The organism is Frateuria sp. sgz306004 (assembly GCF_057750885.1).
Genome location: NZ_JBYLFE010000003.1, coordinates 595,755 through 617,663 on the forward strand (window position 1 = coordinate 595,755; position 21,909 = coordinate 617,663).

Sequence of the window (21,909 nt, forward strand, 5' to 3'; positions counted from 1 at the left end):
TATCCGCATAACCTTGCTGTCATAATCCGCAACCAGCATTTGGGAAACTTTCCCAGGAGGCGGTCATGCTCAGCGTTGAACAGACCCTCACCGAACGTCTGCCATGGTTGGCGCAACATCCCCTGATTCGTCGGCCGGTAGCCGGCATGCTGGGCCGATTGGCCGACGAGGATGGCTTCAACCGCACCCTGGCGGCCATCGGGGAGGCTGAAGGCTTCGATTTCGTCGAGCGCTCGCTCGACCTGCTCGGCGTCAGCTACTACGTCAATCCGCGGGAGCGTGAGAACATTCCCGTGGAAGGCGCCGCGCTGATCGTAGCCAACCATCCGCTGGGCTTCATGGATGCGTTGGTGCTGCTGCAACTGGTGGGCTCGGTGCGCAGCGATGTGCGCATCCTCGCCAACGATTGGCTGATGTCGATTCCGCAGCTTCACAAGCTGCTGTTGCCGGTGGACATATTCGGCAGCGGCGCGGCCTCGCGCATGCGCAATATTTATCGCGCATTGGACAAGGGCGAGGCACTGATCGTATTCCCCGCGGGTGAGGTGTCGCGCGTGCGCCCGTCAGGCGTCAGCGATGGACGATGGTCGGATGGCTTCGTTCGTCTGGCGCAGCGCAGCCGGGTGCCGGTACTGCCGATCCACGTGGCGGCGCGCAACTCGGCCATGTTCTATGGGTTGTCGATGCTGGCCAAGCCGTTGAGCACAGCCATGTTGCCGCGCGAGGCGATTTCGCCGGTGAGTCGGCGCATCGGCCTGAGCGTGGGCGCGTTGGTGAGCGCCGATGAGTTGGACCAGCACAGTGGAGGATCGCCTCAGCGCGCCGCCAAGCTGATGCGTCGCCATGTCTATCGCGTGGGCCGCCATCGCGGCCTGATCTTTGGCGGACAGACGCCACTGGCGCATCCGGAGCCTACCGAGCGCGTGATGGCTGAGCTGCAGGCGCAGGCCGAGAAGCTCGCCGAGTTGAACGATGGCAAACAATTGCTGCTGTTCAAGGGTGCCTCCGACAGCGCGGTACTGCGCGAGATCGGTCGACTACGCGAACTTACCTTCCGCAAGGTGGGCGAGGGTACGGGTGCTCGCCGCGACCTCGATGCTTACGATCCGCACTACGAGCACCTCGTGCTGTGGGACCCCAAGGCGTTACGCATCGTTGGCTCTTACCGCTTCGGTCATGGCGGTCGCCTCATTGCCGAGCGAGGCATGAGCGCGCTGTATACCTCCAGCCTGTTCAACTACTCGCCCGCGCTGGAGTCGCGCCTGGCCCAAGGCCTGGAGTTGGGTCGCAGTTTTATCGCGCCGGCCTACTGGCGTTCGCGTGCGCTCGATCATCTGTGGCAGGGCATTGGCCTGTACCTGCAGCGTCATCCGGAACTGCGCTACCTGTTTGGCCCGGTGAGCATGTCGGTGAGCCTGCCGCGCGAGGCACGTGAGTGGATCGCCGCAGCCCATCAGCATTATTTCGGTGCACCGGGTCTGGCCTCGGCGCGGCAGCCCTTCGTGGTGTCGCCGGCAGTTATCGATTTAGTGCGCGATGCCCTGGCGGGGTTGGACCCTGCCGCTGGCCTGGGCAAGCTCAAGCATCACCTCGATGCGCTGGGCGTGAGCTTGCCGGTGCTGTACCGCCAGTATGTGGACCTAGTGGAGCCGGAAGGCGTGCAGTTCCTCGACTTCGGCGAGGACCCGGGTTTCTCCGGATGCGTGGATGGCTTGGTGATGCTGGACCTGGCCACGCTAAAGCCGGCCAAGCGCGCTCGCTATCTGGGTAAATGAAGCAGCGTCGGCCGGGGTGGCGCCGGGCCGACGTTGTCGCATGGCAGGGAGGGAGTGCGACGGCGCGTTTTCAAACGAATGATTTCGGCTTTTTTGCGACATTCGTGATCAAACGGTAAATATCTTGTAAAATACTTTTGCAAACCTTAGCGATGCTGGCTCGTGCGCAAGGGGTGTTTCACGCAAAGGCCAGCACGTTAACTGATTTCGTAATTTCGCCCGATCTTCAACCGATCGGGCTTTTTTACGCCCTGAAAAAACGTTTAATTTTACGTTAAATGGCAAGAAATTGCGTTTTAGGGCAATGGGTTGCGTTATATCTTTCGATTATTCCGCGATATTTTCCGAAGAAGTACGCCCCTACAAGTTTCTGGCTGCCTGATGCCTGTTGGCGCAGACAGCCCGCTCCACTTTTGTCACTTACGGAACCGACGATGATGAAACGAAACCACCTTTCCATGGCCATTGCGGTTGTGTTCTGCATGACGGCCGGTTCGGCGTTCGCCCAGGACGCCGCCAGCCAGGGCAACGAGCAGGCGACCACCAAGGAAGCGGCTGCTCAGCGCACCAATGCGTCCAGCACCTCCAACACCACCACCTCCAACGACACCAAGCGCGTGCAGCAGCTGAACACGGTGACGGTGCAGGCCCAGAGCCTCACGCTCGGCGGTGGCTTGATGTCGGTGCAGACCGCGCCGAAGGCGGTTTCGACCATCACCCGTGACGCCATCGAAAAGGCTTCGCCGGGCGCCAACTTCACCCAGATGATCGGTTCGATCCCGGGTGTGAACGCCGCCACGGACGACGTCACCGGCCTGGCCAACGGTCACTACAGCATCCGCGGCTTCGATTCGTCCGACATCGGCATGACCGTGAACGGTGCGCCGATCACCGATACCGGCAGCTACTCCGTGTACGCCACCGAGTACGGCGATTCGGAAAACATGGGTGACATCACCGTGCTGCAGGGCATTCCGGACATCGACATGCCGGACTCGGGCGCGTCGGGCGGCCACATCGCCTGGGCGACCATCGACCCCTCGCACCAGGCTGGCCTGGATTTCACGCAGAGCCTGGGCAACAACGACTATCGCCGCACCTTCATCCGCTTCAACACAGGCGACACCGGCCCGGTGCGCTCCTGGCTGTCGTACTCCAACAACTCGGCCGACAAGTGGCGCGGCCAGGGTGACATGAACGTCACCAAGGTCGACGGCAAGTCGATCTGGACCATCAACGACGACAACTCCATCAGCGCGTCGCTGCAGTACAACCGCCAGAACAACGACAGCTACCGCTCGTTGACCAAGGCGCAGGTGGCCCAGAACGGCTACTACTACGATTACCTGCCGACCTGGTCGCAGGGTTCGTCCGCTGCCGCCATCAGCAACAACACCTACTACTACGGCCTGCGCACCAATCCGTTCAGGAGCTACATGTTCAGCCTGGACGGCGAGTTCAAGCTGAGCGACAGCATGCGCCTGTCGGTGGTGCCGTACTTCTGGTACGGCAACGGCGGCGGCGGTGCGGCGGCCACCATCACCGAGAGCACCGCGGCGACCAATCGCTTCGGTTACGCCAACCAGGACGTCAACAATGACGGCGCGGTGATCAACAACACCAAGGGCGTGGCGTACTCCTACTCCGCTGCCACCACCTACCGCCCGGGCGTGATCGCCAAGATCAACCAGGACTTCGGCCTGGACAACAGCCTGGAATACGGCGTGTGGTACGAGCGCTCGCGCAAGAGCCAGGACAACAGCTACGGCCAGGCGGACAGCCAGGGCAACCCGGCTGACATGTGGGGCAACTCGGCCTACATCTATTACCCCAGCGGTCGCCCGCAGCTGGTGTATGACGAATACACCAACACCGAAATCAAGAAGGGCTTCGTCACCGACAACTGGACCCCGAACGACCAGTGGACCTTCACCGCTGGCGTGAGCTACCTCTGGACGAACCGTAACGGTTTCGTGTGGGAGTACCCGGGCTCCACCGCCGGCTCGCTGACCAAGCAGCAGAACTTCACCAACGTCGACAAGAACTGGAACAAGTTCCTGCCGACCGCCGGCATCAAGTTCCAGCTGGACGAGCGTAACCAGTTCTTCATCGGCAGCGGCAAGACCTTCCGCGCGCCCACCAACACGGTGGCGCTACTGAACGCGCTGGACAACCAGGCCGACGCCAACAAGCCGGAAACCGCATGGAACACCGACCTGGGCTACCGCTTCTACGGTGACGCGCTCTCGGCCAGTGCGGACATCTACCGCAGCAACTACAACAACAAGCAGCAGAGCGCCTACGACCAGGCCACCGGCTACACCTACTACACCTCCGTGCACCGCATGCACATGCAGGGCTTCAACGGTGAAGTGAGCTACAAGCTGGCGAAGGACTGGACGGCCTATGCCTCCTACACCTACACCCAGGCAAAGATCGTCGGCAGCATCGACGGCGGCAGCGGCGACGGCATCTACCCGACCAACGGCAAGACCATGCCTGACACTGCCCGCAACATCGGCAACGTCAGCATGGCCTACGACGACGGCAGCCACCTGTGGGCCACGCTGTCGGCTCGCGTGACCAGTTCGCTGTACGGCGACTACATGAACACCGAGCGCGTGGGTGGCTTCACCACCCTGAACTTCAACGCGGGCTACAAGTTCGGCAGCTGGGATTGGCTGAAGAACCCGTACGTGAAGCTCAACGTGAGCAATCTGACCGATCGCAAGGCGTTCTCGTACGTCAGCTCGGCACAGTTCCTGGCCACCAAGCTGGGTTCGCTGTACACCAGCTCGCCGACCTACGGCCTGCTGCAGCCGCGTTCCTACATGGTCACGTTCGGCGCTTCGTTCTTCTAAGACGAACTCGAGCGACCCCGTGTCGTTCGCAAGCCGGCCCCTTCGGGGGCCGGTTTTTTTTTGCCTGCACGCTGACGATGCGTGGGTCTTGGCCGGTTCGCAATGACGGCAAGTAGTTGCGGAAACGTCCTCTATGGCGCAAGTCCATGTGAGGATTTCGTCAAAAAGTTACGAATTTGTAATATAATGCGATTACATTCGTCGTGATGAGTCCTGGCCGACGGCACTCGCCGGGCACCTTGGGCGCATCAAATTATTTCAGGGAATCAGTCACTTAAGACGGTGGCGGAGGGGCATGGGACTCCTCTGTGCTGGTCCCATGTTTTCTTGCGAATCTCTTAGGGGTCGAATCTCGATGAACAACGCATTGCGCACCAAATTGCTGCCGGTGGCGATCGCCGCGCTGCTCGCGGCGTCGCCGGTCCTGGCACAGGACAACTCCTCCTCGATCAGTGGCCGCATCGTCGATGCCGGCGGTCAGCCGGTCGCGGGCGCCACCGTTCAGATCGTGCACGAACCGTCGGGCACCACCAAGACCGTCACCACCGACGGCAGTGGTCGCTACTCCGCGCAGGGTCTGCGCGTGGGCGGTCCGTTCGACGTGAAGGTTTCCAAGGACGGCACGCAGACCGAACAGGACAACGTCTACCTGCAGCTGGCTTCGGACACCGCGGTGAACCTCACCATGGGCGCCTCGCCGGTGGCCGCACAGAACCTCAGCGGCGTTACCGTGTCGGCGACCACGCTGTCGCAGACCTTCAACTCGGACAACAAGGGGCTGTCCACCAACGTGTCGCGCCGTGAGCTCGAAGCCACGCCGACGCCGAACCGCTCCATCCAGGATGTGGTGCGCCTCGATCCGCGCGTGACCATCTCCGATCGCGACCGTGGTCAGATCTCCGCGCTCGGCCAGAACTTTCGCTACAACAACATCACCATCGACACGGTGAGTGCAGGCGACCCGTTCGGCCTGGAAGACAACGGCCTGGCCAGCGTCGGTACGCCGATCTCGCAGGACACGATCGAGGAATACAACATCTCGACCGCTAACTATGACGTCTCTGCCCGTCGTGGCGTGGGCGCCAACGTCAACGCGGTCACCAAGAGCGGTACCAACCAGTTCCACGGCTCGGTGTACTACACCTTCCAGAACACCAATGACATGGTGGGCGAGCTGAAGAACGCCAACGGCCAGAGCTCCAAGTACACCGGCTTCGACCGCAACTGGACCTCGGGCTTCACCGTCGGCGGCCCGCTGGTCAAGGACAAGCTGTTCTTCTTCGCTTCGTACGAAGAGTCCAAGAAGGTGGGCGTGGGCTCGAGCTACGGCCCGTCCGACTCCGACTACACCAATGGCGTGCAGGGTCTCACCCAGGCGCAGGTGGATCAGATCATCGCTCAGGCGCAGAAGCTGGGCCTGACCCCGGGCAACTACACGGACAAGTTCGACCTGACCGACAAGCGCTACCTGGTCAAGCTGGACTGGAACATCTCGTCCAACCATCGCGCCAGCTTCCGCTTCAACAAGACCAACGAAGTGCAGCCGATCGCCACGGCCAGCGCCGTGGGTTATCTGAACCTGAGCAGCAACTGGTACTCCAAGAACCGCGACAGCAAGAGCTACACGCTGAGCCTGTTCGACGACTGGAACGACAAGTTCTCCACCGAGACCAACGTCTCCTACGCCACCTATGACCAGGCCCGCGCGGCACTGGTGGGTGGCCAGCAGCCGTACATCCAGGTCTACCCGAACAACGACGCCAGCAGCGGCACCAACGTGGCACTGGGCACCGAGCCGAGCAGCCAGGTGAACGCGCTGAGCGTGAAGACCTGGAACGCCTACTTCGCCGGTACCCTCTACCTGGGCGACCACACGCTGAAGGGCGGCGTGGATTACCAGCGCGATGAGTACTACAACGCGTTCCTGCAGCGTTACTTCGGCTCGTACCAGTTCAACCTGGCCAACTGGGCCAACGGCGCCTGGTACAACTACCAGATGAAGCGCCCGGTGAACGGCTACTCGCTCGACGACGTGGCCGCTCGCTACACGCTCAACCAGTACGGCATCTTCCTGCAGGACACCTGGCAGGCAACCGATCGTCTCTCCGTGCAATACGGTGTGCGCGTAGACATTCCGCTGACCGACGACCAGCCGCTGCTGAACCCCTGCTTTGCCGCTGCGCCGGGCAAGGCGTTCACCGCCTACCAGGCTGACGGCAAGACCCCGGCTTGCGTGGCGTCGAAGGGTGGCTTCGGCTACGCCAATAACACCCGCGTGAGCGGCAATCGCGTGATTGAGCCCCGCCTGTCGTTCAACTACCAGTTCGACACCGAGCGCATGACCCAGCTGCGCGGCGGCGCCGGCCTGTTCATCGCGAACAACCCGAGCGTGTGGATCTCCAACGCCTACGCCAACAACGGTTACAACGTCGGCACCTGGAACATCACCGACAGCAAGAGCGGCCTGCCGGGCACCGTGCTGGCCGGCATCGGCACCAAGCCGGCACCGTCGTACGATCCGAACAACCCGATCATCCCGGGCAACTCGACCACGCTGGGTTCCTCGTCGGCCAAGATGGCGGTGGACACCGTCGATCCGAACTTCAAGCAGCCCACCGTGTGGAAGATGAACCTCGCGGTGGATCGCGAGCTGCCGTGGATGGGCATCGTGGGCTCGTTGGAGTGGATCCACCTGCAGGTCCGCGACGCGATCTTCTACAAGAACATCAACATCGGCGCCCCGACTCGTCTGGCCCAGGACGGCCGCAACCTGTACTGGAACGCCAACGTCAAGGGCACCACGGGTTCCGCCAACAGCAACGGGCTGACCTCGAGCAACGAGCGCGCCAATGGCAACCCGGCGTTCGATCGTGCCACCACCCAGCTCACCAACACCCACAAGGGCAGCTCGGACAACATCACGTTGTCGTTCAAGAAGGCCTTCTCGGACGAGTGGTACGGCATGGTGGGCTTCAGCTACAACCGTTCCACGGACGTGAATCCGGGTTCGTCGAGCGTGGCCAACTCCAACTACAGCAACAACGTCTGGGTGAATCCGAACGAAGACAAGGCCACCACCTCGTCGTACTCGATTCCCAGGCGCGTGATTGCCTCGCTGACCTGGCAGCATCGCTTCTTCGGCAACTACGCCACCACCGTGAGCGCGATGTACGACGGCCACTCCGGCTCGCCGTACAGCTGGACCTTCGGCAACGACATCAACGGCGACGGTTACGCCCGCGACTTGGTCTACATTCCGAAGTCGGTTGACGACGTGAAGTGGGCCTCTGCGGTTACCAGTCAGATGAAGCAGCAGTTCATGGACTACGTGAACAACGACGACTACCTGCGCAAGCACAAGGGTGAGATTGCTGGTCGCAACGCCGATCGCGCGGCATGGATCAGCCAGCTCGATCTGTCCTTCCGCCAGGAAATCCCGGGCCTGTTCGATGGCAACAAGGGCATCATCTCGCTGGACATCTACAACTTCACCAACATGCTCAACAAGCGTTGGGGTGTGGAGCGCCGTGCGACCTTCCCGGGCGTGCGTAACCTGGCTGACGTGAGCGGCATCGACGCGAACGGCAACTACTACTACGACATCTCGGGCAAGAACTATAAGGACAAGAACGGCAACTACGCGCCGAACGCGTCCCCGCTGCCGGTGAACGAGTCGCTGAACCCGTCCCAGCGCTGGTCCGCCATGCTGAGCGTGAAGTACACGTTCTAAGCCTGTCGGCAGTTCCGATGGTCTGGCCGGCGCCCGCAAGGGCGCCGGCTTTTTTATGGGGGGCTGAATACCGGCAGCCCCCGCGCTTGACCCTGCCATGCCCGGCGCGGGAAGCTATGCGGTCCGCCGCGTTTTGCCCGGACGTACGAGCCGCGAAGGCGCGGCGAGGAGAATGCTTCAATGAATGATACGAACGCCGGCAAGCCCGGCCGTCCCGCCACCGTGAGCGCGCGCATTTCGCCCGCCGGCGGCCTGGATATCCTGTCCCGCAACGAAGTCGCACGCCTGCGCGACGCCAGCGGGTCGGGCCTGCACGCCTTGCTGCGCCGTTGCGCGCTGGCGGTGCTGACCTCCGGCAACATGAGCGACGACCCCCGCGGCATCCTGGAGCAGTTCCCGGATTTCGACATCCAGGTGCTCCAGCAGGATCGCGGCATCAAAATCGAGCTGTCCCACGCACCGGCCCAGGCCTTCGTGGACGGTCAGATTATTCGCGGTATCAATGAGTTGCTGGTCGCCGTGGTGCGTGACATCGTCTACGTGTCGACGCAGATGGAGCAGGGCAATTTCGATCTCGACGACAGCGTGGGCCTGACCCATGCCGTGTTCGAGATCTTGCGCAACGCGCGCATTCTCAAGCCGCAGATCGACCCCAACCTCGTGGTGTGCTGGGGCGGCCATTCCATCTCGCGCGATGAGTACGAGTACACCAAGCAGGTGGGCTACCAACTCGGCCTGCGCGGCATGGATATCTGCACGGGCTGCGGCCCTGGCGCCATGAAGGGCCCGATGAAGGGCGCCACGATCGCCCACGCCAAGCAGCGTCGCCGCAACAACCGCTACATCGGCATCACGGAGCCTGGCATCATCGCCGCCGAGTCGCCGAACCCCATCGTCAATCACCTCGTGATCATGCCGGACATCGAGAAGCGTCTCGAAGCGTTCGTGCGCATGGGGCACGGCATCATCGTGTTCCCGGGCGGCGTGGGTACGGCCGAGGAAATCCTTTACCTGCTGGGCATCCTGCTGCATCCGGATAACGCCGGCGTACCGTTCCCGCTGATCCTCACCGGTCCCAAGCAGTCGGCGGCCTACTTCGAGCAGATCGACCGCTTCCTGCGCCTGACCTTGGGCGACGCCGTGGCCCAGCACTACCAGATCATCGTGGACGACCCGGCAGCGGTGGCCCGCGCGATGGTTCGTGGCATCGACAAGGTGCGCAACTATCGCCTGGACAACAAGGATGCGTTCTTCTTCAACTGGGCGCTCAACATCCCGTACGCATTCCAACTGCCGTTCCGTCCCACTCACGAGGCCATGCGCTCGCTCGCGATTCATCGCGAACGCCCGCGCCATGAACTGGCCGCCGACCTGCGCCGCGCCTTCTCGGGCATCGTGGCCGGCAACGTGAAAGAGGAGGGCCTGCGCGCCATCGAGAAGTTCGGTCCGTTCGAGATCGACGGCGATGCCAACATCATGCAGTCGCTGGACGAACTGCTGAAGGCCTTCGTGGTGCAGGACCGCATGAAGCTGCCTGGCGGCACCGCCTACGAGCCCTGCTACCGGGTGCTCACCGGCGCGCAGGCCGCCTGAAAGCGCCCAAAAACGTCTTGACAGACCCGAGCTGGATACGCAAACTATCCAGCTCACCCCGCCCGAATAGCTCAGCCGGTTAGAGCACTTGACTGTTAATCAGGGGGTCGTTGGTTCGAGTCCAACTTCGGGCGCCAAATATAACAAGGGCTTGCCTCGCGGTAAGCCCTTGTTTTTTTCTGCTTGTGAAAAACTCCGTGGAAAACTAGCCCTTTCCGGCTGGCTCCACGGTGGGGCGCTCATGGTCATACAGGTGCACCATCTGCATGGACCGGTGGCCACTGGCTAGCTGCTTGTCTGCCTTGTTTCCTGGCGTATCGGTGACTCCGCGATGCTTCAAGCCGTGAAGTCCGAAGCGTTCCTCGGGCGTGATGATCCCCACCTCCACGGTGGCGCCCATAGCGCGGCGCCACGCGCTGGACATGGTGGACTTGCCAACCCGTTGCCCGCCTTCCGTCACGACGAGGGGGCGATCACCTGGCTGGTGTGGCCAGAGGCGGCGCTTTTTTGTCCAGATACGGTTGCGGCGTGCCTTGAGCCAGTCCCAGGCTTCGCGCAATTCGGGTGACCAGCGGGTGAGGTTGCCCAAGCTGCCCTTGCGGCGGTCCACGATGACGCGCTCGGGTGTTTCATCCTGGTCAGTCAGCGTTCGCACCTCCACACCGCGCATGCGGCACCCGTAAGCGATCACAGCGACTGACCACACGTAAGGGGCCAGTGATCCCTTGGTGCGCGTCGCAAGCGTGCCACGGTGCTGGAATAGCGCCACAGCGGCTTTCATCGTGGTCAAGTCCGGCATGCGGTGCGCGCGCCGTTCGGTCGGCATGTCCACGCCATCGGCCGGATTCGTTTGGCAGTGGCCGCGCGGGAGGCCCCACACAAAGGCCGCTGACAGGTAGCGCTGCACGTGCGCAGCGCTCGATGGCGTAGGTTTCGTTGGCGAGTGGTCGTGACTGCGCTTGCCGGCCGCAATGTCGTCCACTAGCACCTGGACCAGGGGCAAGGTGATCTTGCGGAGCTTGAGGGCGGAAAAGGGCATGCTCAGCTTGGTGCGGAAGTTCTGCAGGATCTGCCGGCAGTATCGGTAGTCTTCTTGCGTGGCGGCGGCCAGCTCGGCGTACTGAATCGATCGCTCATGCTTGTCCAACAGGTAGTCAAGCGTATCCCGCTCAATGCCGCCCAGCTGCTCCATGGCGTGGTGCAGGTCAGACAGCAGTGCGTGTTCGTCCCCAATGCGGCGGCGCAGCGGTTTAGTGTCCTCCATTCGGGTGTACCAATAGCAGTCGCGGCTCTGCCAATAGCAGCCCTTTGGCAGGCGCTCCTGGTCGATGTGTTGCGGAATGGATGGGTCATGCTTGCGCTTGCGTCCTGTCGTCATAGCACGTCCTCCGGTCTGTACTGTTTCTGTGGTGCGGGGCGGAGCCCAAGGGACTCGTTCAGTGCGTCAAGCGTCGTCCAAGGACCATTTGCGCTGTCCTTGACACGGATGCCTTGCGCCCGTGCCCAGCGTCGTACGGCCGATGGCGTGGACTTGCCAGATAGCTTTTTGAGCCGCTCGGCATCGAGCACGTGGTGCGGCATGTCATTGGGCATGGAAATTCCTTTCTCCCCACCAGGTGTGGCGTATGTGCCATTGGTCGCGTATGTCCTGGCGTAATTGGTTGGCCGCGCGTTCGCCGCGCTTGCTAGTCACCTTGCGCATCAGTTCATCGACCTTCTCGCGCGTGGTGAATCCTTCCTTGAGGCGGGCGCGTGTCTCCATCACGCGCCGCTGCTGTTCGTGTTCTGCCGGTGTCATGGAGGGTTCGGCAGGGTGATGTGGCGAATTTCGCTGAGCAACAGGCCAGCGTCCTCGTAGAACTGCCGCGCGTCGTCAAACCACTGAGGTCCAGCGCATGATCACTGATTGATTGGGGTGTCCCGTCTACACCAGGGCGAGGCACCTCGATCACGGCACGTCCCCCGTCGTATAGCCCTTGGCGCGCATGCATGGCGGCACAGCGATCTCGTGCACGTAGTGATCGCGCTGATCCGGGCGAATGTTGTTGGGGACGACAACGCTATAGGTACGCGCGGGCGCCGTAGCGGGTCCATAGGCGCACAGATGAGCGATTTGGGCGATTTCGCTTGAAGTGGACGGCTCGTTTGGATTTGGTGCTGCGGCGGACGGTTCCTTCCCTCAACACGAACGAACTCATACGCTTTCAGGTAAGGGGCCCTTACCTGAGTGCCTGCCTGATGCAGGTTATTTCGGCTTGATAAATACGGAACAGAAGCACGCGAGGCCGATAAATCCAAGGAATCGCAAGAAATTGCCGTTGACACGGGCAATAGAATCTTGCGAACTATGACAAGCGGGCAATCCGCCAGAAGACGTCAAGTAAAAGTACCTCTGGGGAGAGGGGTTTATGCAAAGGAACGCGGGGCGTCGATTGGCCACTGTGGTGGTTGCTTGTCGGGTCCATATGCTTGGCCGACAAGCTTGTTCTCGTTTACTAGCTCAGTCTGCTGCATGTTTGCCGCATTTGGTCGGCAAGCCTGCCGGGTAGCAGCGCAGGCTTGCCTCTGAGCCAAAGCCTTGGCTCCCACGCCCTATCCGGGACGCTGTCCCGAACTCCACCTAAAACCTTCGTAGGCATTCGGCATGCACTTTCACCCGTTGCGCCGTGTTTGCATGGCGTCGTTCGCTCTTTCTCTGACACTCTGTGCAGCGTCAAATGCTCTGGGTGGCGATGGAACCCCTATTGAATACAAGGACGGGCTTCCAGTAGGCAGTGATCCAGGTACATCCGTAACCGCTATTGCCCCCAAAGATATTGACACGGCGAGCCTGCACTACACGCCAGGTGTTCTTTTGCCGGGAACGGGCAATGGGAGTGTAAGTAGAACGAAGCTCTTTCGTACTGCGAGTACCACAACTTCCAACGACCACGCCAAAGACAACAAGATTTGCCCTAAAGGCGACCCAATTCAGCCGGAGACAGGTGCAAAACTCGAGACCTACCCCCTGTTCTCACTGCCTGGTGAAATGGGTCTTGCCTACGTTCTGTACTACAACACGTCGCGGATAGGCTCTAAGTGGGCCAGCAATCTTGATTATTCCCTGGACACCACCTGCGAGGACATGGGGGATATCACAGGGCAATGTAGATTTGTGAGCGTCTATAGGCCTGATGGTTCCAAGATCAAATTCAGTGGTGGCCCGCAGGCCACGAGTTACGCGCAGGTATCAGGCAGCAACGTAGTTTCCCTTACTCGCGATCCATCCAGCGGCAACTTCACGTTTCACGATGAAGACGCCACTACGCAGGTTTATTCGCCGAGCGGTGCCTTGGTCTCGATCGTGGATGCCTCTGGAGTGGGCTGGTATATCACTTCCACCAGTGGTGCTAATGCCACTACCACCGTGACCCACACGAATGGTCAGTCGTTCACTGTGACCGGGACGCCGTTCGTGAGTGAACTGGTCAATGGGATTCGTGTGACCGGTTCGTCGACGATCGTTACGGATCCGGCCGGGAACGCCTACACAATCAACTACGGCAACCTCTATACGCCAAGCGCCAGCTCGAATGATGTTGCTTCCATTAGCTATCCGGGCGGTGCCGCAACGACGGTAACGTTCAAGTACCAATCCCTCGCAATTTCCCCGTTTCCGATTGTCCTTTCCGAGGTGGATTACAACGGCGTCCCGCATGCTTATACAACCTATGTCTCCAATTCAGGCCCTTACTACGGCTGGGGTGCAGGCACCTACTTGGCAGACGGCTCGGAGAACTACGCATTTGCCTACAGCGCAGACGGGTCTGGCAATCTCGTAACGGCCATTACGAATCCATTGGGACACCAAACGACTTATAGCTTCGCAGGCCAGGGGGGGCAGTTGAGCTTGGTGAGTGATCCCGCCGTTCAAACATGCGGGGCCACTACTCACGGACAGTCTTACGACGCAAATGGCAACCTTTCGGAAAGCATCGACAATAACGGGAATATACACACCTACACTTACGCGGCAAATGGCCAGCTACAGACAGAGACGCTAGCGCAGGGCGCGGCTATTGCGCGGAAGATTGACTATGTTTGGGATAGCAATGCGCAGCTCAATCGGCTGCTGAGCGAAACGGTCGAAGGTTGGAAAAGTACGTCTTACACGTACAACGCTCAGAATCGCCTCGCTTCTGTCAGTGTTACGAATATATCGGGTGCTGGCGTCGCCAACCAAACCCTTACAACCAGTTATGGTTACACGCTGTACGCCAACGGCCTCGTGCAGACCATGACGGTTACTCAGCCGTCCCCGGGTGGCAGTGATACCACGACTTATGTCTACGATACCTTAGGTAACCTGACCTCTGTAACCAATGGCTTGGGGCAGGCTGCGACCTACAGTGGGTTCAACGGGCTGGGATTGCCTGGTCACGTGGTTGGTGCTAACGGAGACGCAACTGACTTTACGTACGATGCACGCGGTCGCCTTTCTAGCAAGACCACGCACCCGAACGGTTCCTCCGCGACCTGGGGCTATGCTTACGATGGCTTTGGCTTGCTCTATACGCTGACTTCGCCGGATGGTCAGGTTACGACATGGAATCGTGACCCCGCGACCATGCGCGTGATGTCAATCGTACGAAACGATAAGGACGGTCAGTCGACTGAGAGCCTTAGCTACGACGCCAACGGTGACGTCATCGAGCATAAAGTCACTCGCGGCAGCACGGTGGGATTGGATGAGGTGTTTCACTACGACTCGTTGGGACGGCTCTATCAGAGTGTGGGGCAGAACGGCCAGTCGTTGACTTATGCGTATGACGGTAACGGCAATGTTCTTTCCGTGGCGGACGCGGCTGGCCACACCGTGACTCATCAGTACGACGCGTTGGACCGCGTTATCCAGACTCAGGAGGTGGGCGGTGCAAGTCCCCTCATGCCAGCGAGCGCGCCGGCCATTAATGCACCAGGCGGAAGTGTTAACGGGGCATACACGGTGAGCTGGCTGAGTATCACGGGCGCGACGTACTACGAGCTGCGAGAGCAGGTGAACAATGGCGGCTGGTCCACAATTCAAAGTGGGTCCGCACTGAGCTGGTCCGCGAGCGGCAAGGCCAATGGCACCTATGCGTATGAAGCCCACGGCTGCAATGTCACTGGCTGCGGCCCGTGGAGTAGCGTTGCTGTGGTTAGCGTGTTGTATCCGCCGGCTACACCAAGCCTTTCGGCGCCCGCTTCCAACAATACGGGGAGCTACACGGTCAACTGGAGTGGTGTCGCCACGGCCACTAGTTATGCCCTGCAGGAGCAGGTGAATGGTGGCTCATGGTCCACCGTGCAATCGAATACAGCCACGTCGTGGGCCCCCGCCGGCAAAACGAACGGGTCCTATGCCTATCAAGTCCAGGCGTGCAATGCGAGTGGATGCAGTGCATGGAGTGCCGTTAGCACGGTAAGCGTGTTGCTGCCGCCTGCCAGCGCCCCCTCCCTTACGTCACCGGCGAACAACGGTACAGGCGCTTACAGTGTTGGCTGGAGTGCTGTGGGCACCGCAACGAGCTACAACCTGCAAGAGCAGCTTAATGGTGGATCCTGGGCGACCGTGCAATCAAACGGGAGCCTCACTTGGAGCGCCGCTGGCAAATCCAACGGCACCTATACCTATCAGGTGCAAGCCTGCAATGGTGGTGGATGTAGCGCTTGGAGCACGGTCGCGACCACCGTGGTCTTGTTGCCGCCCGGCAGCGCGCCGTCGGTCAGCTCTCCCGGCACCAATAGCTCGGGAAGCTATAGCGTCAGCTGGAGCACGATCACCAATGCGACGAGTTACACCCTCCAAGAGCAATTGGATGGAGGGAGCTGGACGACCGTACAGTCCAGTGGCGCAACCACGTGGAGTGCATCGGGCAAGGTCAACGGCACCTACGGCTATCAGGCACAGTCCTGCAACAGCGGTGGCTGCAGTGGCTGGAGCAGCGTAAGCTCCACGGTTGTTCTGCACCCGCCGGGTAGCGCGCCTAGTTTGTCCGTTCCGGCCAATAGCGCCTCGGGCAGCTATGCAGTGAGCTGGGGAAGCGTTGCCACGGCGACAAGCTACAACCTGCAAGAGCAGGTGAATGGTGGCGCTTGGACGACCGTGCTATCGAGTAGTGCAACGAGCTGGTCTGCAAGCGGCCATGGCAACGGGAGTTATGGCTACCAGGTTCAGGCCTGCAATAGTGGCGGCTGTGGTCCGTGGAGCAGCGTCGGTTCGGCAACCGTCCTGCTGCCGCCGGCGAGTGCGCCTGGCCTTAGTGTTCCAGCCAATAGCACGAACGGTAGCTACGCTGCGAGCTGGAGTGGCGTGGCCACGGCTACCAGCTACACCCTGCAAGAGCAGGTCAATGGCGGTGGTTGGTCCACCATCCAGTCCAATGGGTCCACAAGCTGGAGTGTGAGTGGGCGCGGCAATGGCACCTATGGCTATCGGGTGCAGGCTTGCAATGCGAGCGGTTGCGGCTCGTGGAGCGGTGTCGCCTCCGTGAACGTGCTCTGGCCGCCCGGTAGCGCGCCATCCCTGAGCGTTGCCGCCCGGAACTATGCGGCCAGCTACACCGTGAGCTGGGGCGGGGTTGCTACGTCCTCCAGCTACACCCTTCAGGAGCAAGTCAACGGCGGTGGATGGACAACGGTACAGGCCAATGGCGCAACGAGCTGGACTGCGTCCGGTCATGGTAACGCTACTTATGGCTATCAGGTACAGGCGTGCAATGCGAGCGGCTGCGGCCCGTGGAGTGGCGTGAGCGCGAGCATCGTCATCATTCCCACGCCCATCGCGGCGAACGGTAAGACGTACGACAACATGTACATCATCCCGTCGGGCACGGCGACGTCGACGGTCGGCTTTGACCTCGTCAATGGCAACACATGGGAGGTCTTCAAGTACTCCTCCAAGACCAGCAAGTCGGTGATGGCCTCGGGAGCGCTTCCGCCAGGTGCCGTGACCGTGCAGTACACCTGGACCTATGTGGGCGTACCGGCGGGGGATAGTGGTGCGGGTGGAGCGGTCTCCAACGGCGCAAGTTCCGCCACCCCTGTTGGCAACAATCCCAGCAGCAATTACACGACGGGAAGCGCGAGCTATACCCAGGGCAGTAAGGGGCAGCAGTACACGCTTCGCGTGGACTTCTTTGATGCCAACGGCGTCAACATCTCCTCGTCCACCATGACCATGATTGCTGAGACGCAGGGAGCGCAGGCATGAGCACCAAGATAGCTGGCAGGATGGCTCCTGATGGCGTGCTTCCGCGCGACGGCTCCATGAAGAAGCAAGCGAGTGGCGGGTGGCTGCACGCGTGTTTGGGCGTCTGCTTGGTACTTGTTGCTCCGGGCGCCTTGGCGCAAACGACGACAACGAGTTACACCTACGATGCAGGCGGCCATGTCGCATCGGTCACTGATCCGCGTGGCCTGGTGACAAGCTACACGTACGATGGGCTGGGGCAGAAATGGCAGCAGGTGAGCCCGGATAGTGGGACGACCAGCTACAGCTACGATGCCTATGGTCGCCTCGCAACCTTGACCCGCGCCGATGGTGGTCAAACCAGCTATGGGTACGATGCCATCAGTCGCCGTACCAGTGTCAGCGCGGGAGGTGTCACCCAAACGTTCGCTTACGATGGCTGTACCAACGGTGTGGGGCGACTTTGTTCTGTGGCGGACCCCACGGGGTCGGTGTCCTACACCTATAACCCCGAGGGGCTGATCACGGGTCGAGGGTTCTCGATTCAAGGCACGAACTATGCCTACGGCTATGGTTACAACAGCCTCGATCAGCTTCAAACAGTGGCGTATCCGGACGGCAATCAAGCGATCTATAGCTACAGCAACGGGGTGGTGTCGGCTGTACAGATCAATGTCGGCGGCACGGTGTCCAATGCTGCGACGGCCATCAACTATCGGCCCGGCAACGGACCGATGGCGGGCTGGACCTCGGCGAACGGCCTGACCAACACGCTCACGTACGATGCCGACGGCCGATTGACCAGTATCGCTGTGCCGGGCGTGCAGGGGCTAGGCTTGACCTACGATGCGGCCAATCGCGTCGTGGGCATCAGCAATAGTATGGATGCCACGATGACCCAAAGCTTCGGCTACGACAGCATGTCGCGGCTTGCCTCGGTCTATTCGCAGGCGGACAACGAAGCCTTTACGTATGACGCCAATGGCAACCGCACCAGCCAGGTGCTGAATAGTGCATCCGCTACCGTGACGCCAAGTAGCAACAGTAACCAGATTCTCTCACTCGCCGGAAGTGTCAACACCAGCTATGGCTACGACGCAAAGGGTAACGTGACGACGGTGTCAGGAACGCCGACCTTCAGCTACGACGCGTTTAACCGGTTGAGCGCGGCACCTAATGCCAGTTACTACGTGGATGGCGAAGGTCAACGCTTGCGCAAGACGGTGAGCGGTACGAGCACGTACTTCGCGCCGAGTGAAGCAGGAGCACTTCTCGCGGAAAACCCAGGGGCCTGGACGGACTATGTGTGGCTCAATGGACGCTTGATTGGGCGTATCACTGGGGGGCAATTCCAGTCGATCCACGATGATCAAGTGGGGCGCCCCGAAGCCATCACCGATGGCAGTGGCAATGTGGTGTGGCGGGCCAGGAATTTCGCGTTTGATCGGACCGTGTCGGTGGCCAATACGGCGCCGCTGAACTTGGGATTCCCGGGGCAATACTATGACGCGGAAACTGGGCTCTGGAACAACGGCTTTCGCGATTACAGCGCGGGGTTAGTACGGTACATAGAGAGTGACCCGGTAGGCTTGGCCGCCGGCATCAATACCTATGCCTATGCCTTGGGTAATCCAGTTCAAAGAACCGACCCTAGTGGCCTGGACTCTGGCTACGTGCTGTCGGGGGATATTGGATCGTTAATGAATGGGGGGCGGAAAGCAGGCGGCCCCTTCGTCTTTGCAGCAGCTGCGGCCGAAACGAGCCTTGTTGGTCCAGCACATTGGGAAACAGAGAGCGTGGCGATCGCGGGCTATGACGGGGTTACGGGTGGTTACACAGCTTGGCTTTCGGCGACTGGACCGGTTTATGGGTCCGACAATTTCAATGTTGCCGCGCTTTATGGGAAAGAGACCATGAGTGATGGAACTACCGTTCCGCTTCGCCTTTACGAGCTCAACATCGGAAAGGGCATCCATCGCGCAGGAAAATTTGGCATCGGAGCTGGAGCGTTTAAAGGTTGCGATGGATGGGGCTTCTACCTGCACATAACGGGTGGACTCGGCAAGGGTTCTGGATCGATCGGTTATGGTGTCTCGCCGTGACGAAGCTATCAATCACAGATGTAACCGTGTCATCGGTACCAGACGGTACCGATATCGTGATTCGACCGAGTGGACGCTGGAGCAACTGTGCTGGGTTGGCGATTTGGCTGACGCTTATTGCCTATGCAGTCTCTGACAACCTGACCATGCATGTGGGGCTTGTCGTGGCTGCCCTTGGTTTTGCTCTTTTAGCATGTGTCGTCTGGGCATCGCTCGCTAAGGAAATTGTTTGTTTGCGGCGCCAAAACATCGTCCTGCAGACGATGCTTGGACCTGTTGAGTTGGATGGCCGAGTGAATCTTGCGCGAGCCGACGTTAAAGCCGTCGAATTTCGTATTCAGCACTCGATCGGCAAAGGATCGAAATTCGTGAATCGCAAGCTCGTGCTGTTGACTTCCAAGGGCGAGGTTCGTTTGCGGATGCAATTGAGTCCGTCTGATGGCAAGAGATTGCTCGATGTTTTCCAGAAATATTTAGATTCCCCCTCGACGGAATCGCCCTAGTACTTTGGGTGCGAGGAATCCAACCTATATGCCTACGTGGATGGAAATCCGCTTAGCAATGTCGATCCGTTGGGTTTAGATTTTCATGGAGAATGCCTCGCGCAGCGATATTTGAACAAGTGCGGCGCGGATGCGTGGAACAAGATTCGTGGCGACCGTGATTCGACACAGCCGGTAGTCCCAGGCACGGATTCTGAGGCCATGAGGAATGCTGAGCACTACCTATACAGCTACAGCAACGTTCAGAGCAACTCGTATTCGTGGGGCATCAATCTAGCCCTAACGGTTGGCTACCAAGCAACAAAATTCTGGGCCAACGTTGGTGACTTCTACGGCGTCGTGAAATCGCCCTGGGGGTATAGCGTTCCGACAAACGACGAACTGAAATCCGGTCTTGAGGGCGCAAACGATGCACTGTTCGGAAATTCCACAAGATCATCTTGTGGATGCGGAGGGCATTAATCGATGGCGATGATGGAACGACAGTACATTCTGATTGTAGTCAATCGATTCATTGCCCTGTGCTATTTGGGTGTGGCAGTTGTGTTGGGTCGCGGGCAGTAACGGGTAGAACTGCAGGCATTGGCAACATCGTCCTGATTGCTTTCTTGACATGGCAAGCGTTCGGCCATTTTCGATTGAAAGCATGGGCGCCGAAAGTCACAGCAGCACTAGCTGCGGTAGCAAATGTTTTGGCTATTCCTTACCTGTTGGCCGTCTATGATTCGCAGCTTTTGCCACCACTTCATCAGAGGCTAGTAAATTTCCTGCTCATTACCTTTCTGACCCTCTAGCTAGTTCTGAACTACTATTTTTTTGAGAAACTGCGGCGCATGGTTGGACAGGATGATCCTTCTGACTCGCAGGATTCCTGAATGACATTGACACAAGGCTTGAGCCTCGACCGTGCGTATGTGCATGAGCTGAAGCGCCCATGGAAACTCAGCACCTTTGCTGTAGGCATGGCGTGGCTTTTTTATGGGGCGCTTGTTTACGACTTCGGTGATTGGGATCTGGGCGTTAGTGTGCTCATGGGTGGCTTGACTTACGTGTGTGCACCTTGGACTGTCCAAGCGGTATTGGTTTGCACGCGTGACCGACCACGGTGGTGGCCGCTATCGCTTGTGGCTGCGCTAGTAGTAGCTTGGGCAGTCATCGATGGTAGCTATGTGGCATACAACACACTCATGCACCACCTAATGCTGCGAGCCGAGAACTTCCGCGCCTCGGCTGCACTGTATTTTTTGGCAGGAACCGTCTGGTCTTATCGTGGCTCACTACGACAACTCGCGCAGAACATCCACCATATTTGGGTGAGTCGCCTCTAACGGAAACGAAGGCGCCAAATCAGATGGCAATCCCTCCGCCCAATAAGCGGGCGAAGAAGTGGAATTTCCAACAAAGGGAGTTCTACGCAATGAAGAAGTCAAAATTCACGGATAGCCAGAACATGGATGCGCTCAAGCGAAGTCTGGCTTGGCGGCGCCTGAGATTTGCCGAGAATTGGGGATAAGCACGGCGACGTTCTACAACTGGCGCGGCAAGTACGGCGGCATGGACGTGTCGCTGATGGCACGCATGAAGGAGTTGGAGGCAGAGAACGCACGGCTGCGCAAGATGTACGTGGAAGAGAAGATTAAGGCTGAGTTCGTCGCGGAGGCGCTGGCAAAAAAAGCTTGAGGCCATCTTCTTGCCGCGAGATGGCCAGGGATACAGTGGCGCGCCGAGGAGCATCGATCCGGTTTGCTTGCGAGGCATTCGGTGTAAGCCAGACGTGCTGCCGCTACGAGCGGTACGCAGCGCGGAGAACGATCAGATCGCTGGCTGCTTGCTGCGGCTGACCGACAACCATTGCAACTGGGGATTTGGGCTGTGCTTCCTGTACCTGCGCAACGTGAAGGGTTTCGGGTGGAGTCTCAAGCGTGTTTACCGTGTCTACCGCGAGCTCGAATTGAATCTGCGCATCAAACCGCGTCAGCGGATTGTGCGACAGGCCCCAGAGCCGTTGGTCGTGCCGGTGTCGATGAATGTAATGACCCAGCAGTTCCTGCGCAGGTCAGGCCGCTAAAGCATAAGCCTCAGCGGGTGTCTTCATCCCCAGCGCTTGGTGCGGACGCCGGTGGTTGTAGAACGCG

The 21,909-nt window shown here is 59.9% G+C and carries 9 protein-coding genes, 1 tRNA gene and 1 pseudogene; 9 read left to right on the forward strand and 2 right to left on the reverse strand.

From position 1 onward, the window contains the following. Nucleotides 1–65: 65 nt before the first annotated feature. The 5 genes from olsF (at nt 66) to AC3G2C_RS08905 (ending at nt 10,096) form a co-directional block, all read left to right on the forward strand. Complete coding sequence (gene olsF, locus AC3G2C_RS08885) at nt 66–1,775, forward strand: bifunctional ornithine lipid synthase OlsF (protein ID WP_488384260.1); 1,710 nt, start codon at nt 66–68, stop codon at nt 1,773–1,775. A 458-nt stretch (nt 1,776–2,233) separates the two neighbouring features. After that, nucleotides 2,234–4,636 carry a TonB-dependent receptor gene (locus AC3G2C_RS08890; RefSeq protein WP_488384261.1) on the forward strand — a complete coding sequence of 801 codons (2,403 nt, stop codon included), beginning with the start codon at nt 2,234–2,236 and terminating at the stop codon, nt 4,634–4,636. A gap of 355 nt (nt 4,637–4,991) precedes the next feature. Beyond that, entirely contained in the window at nt 4,992–8,366 is a 3,375-nt protein-coding gene (locus AC3G2C_RS08895; RefSeq protein WP_488384262.1) for a TonB-dependent receptor, read from the forward strand. Nucleotides 8,367–8,546: 180 nt separating this feature from the next. Then, a complete protein-coding gene (gene ppnN, locus AC3G2C_RS08900; RefSeq protein WP_488384263.1) occupies nt 8,547–9,959 on the forward strand; it encodes a nucleotide 5'-monophosphate nucleosidase PpnN in 1,413 nt (470 codons plus the stop codon). A 60-nt stretch (nt 9,960–10,019) separates the two neighbouring features. Next, a tRNA-Asn gene (locus AC3G2C_RS08905) sits at nt 10,020–10,096 on the forward strand. Between the two features lie 68 nt (nt 10,097–10,164). On the opposite strand, the gene AC3G2C_RS08910 is transcribed toward AC3G2C_RS08905, so the two are convergent. Both AC3G2C_RS08910 and AC3G2C_RS08915 read right to left on the reverse strand, forming a co-directional pair. Beyond that, on the reverse strand, nt 10,165–11,337 hold the full coding sequence (locus tag AC3G2C_RS08910; protein ID WP_488384264.1) for a site-specific integrase: 1,173 nt from the start codon (nt 11,335–11,337) through the stop codon (nt 10,165–10,167). A 204-nt stretch (nt 11,338–11,541) separates the two neighbouring features. Continuing rightward, nucleotides 11,542–11,757: a DUF7696 family protein gene (locus AC3G2C_RS08915; RefSeq protein WP_488384265.1), complete on the reverse strand. Its 216-nt coding sequence runs from the start codon at nt 11,755–11,757 to the stop codon at nt 11,542–11,544. 876 nt (nt 11,758–12,633) lie between these two features. On the opposite strand from AC3G2C_RS08915, the gene AC3G2C_RS08920 reads away from it, so the two are divergent. The 4 genes and pseudogenes from AC3G2C_RS08920 to AC3G2C_RS08935 form a co-directional block, all read left to right on the forward strand. Beyond that, entirely contained in the window at nt 12,634–17,190 is a 4,557-nt protein-coding gene (locus AC3G2C_RS08920) for a DUF6531 domain-containing protein (protein WP_488384266.1), read from the forward strand. Then, nucleotides 17,187–19,271 (forward strand): RHS repeat-associated core domain-containing protein, encoded by a 2,085-nt coding sequence (locus tag AC3G2C_RS08925; RefSeq protein WP_488384267.1) that lies wholly within the window; start codon nt 17,187–17,189, stop codon nt 19,269–19,271. Before AC3G2C_RS08920 ends, AC3G2C_RS08925 begins: the two co-directional genes overlap by 4 nt. After that, nucleotides 19,268–19,774 carry a hypothetical protein gene (locus AC3G2C_RS08930; RefSeq protein WP_488384268.1) on the forward strand — a complete coding sequence of 169 codons (507 nt, stop codon included), beginning with the start codon at nt 19,268–19,270 and terminating at the stop codon, nt 19,772–19,774. Before AC3G2C_RS08925 ends, AC3G2C_RS08930 begins: the two co-directional genes overlap by 4 nt. A 1,417-nt stretch (nt 19,775–21,191) precedes the next feature. Continuing rightward, nucleotides 21,192–21,803, forward strand: a pseudogene (locus AC3G2C_RS08935) (transposase); the annotation flags it as partial. Nucleotides 21,804–21,909: the final 106 nt, after the last annotated feature.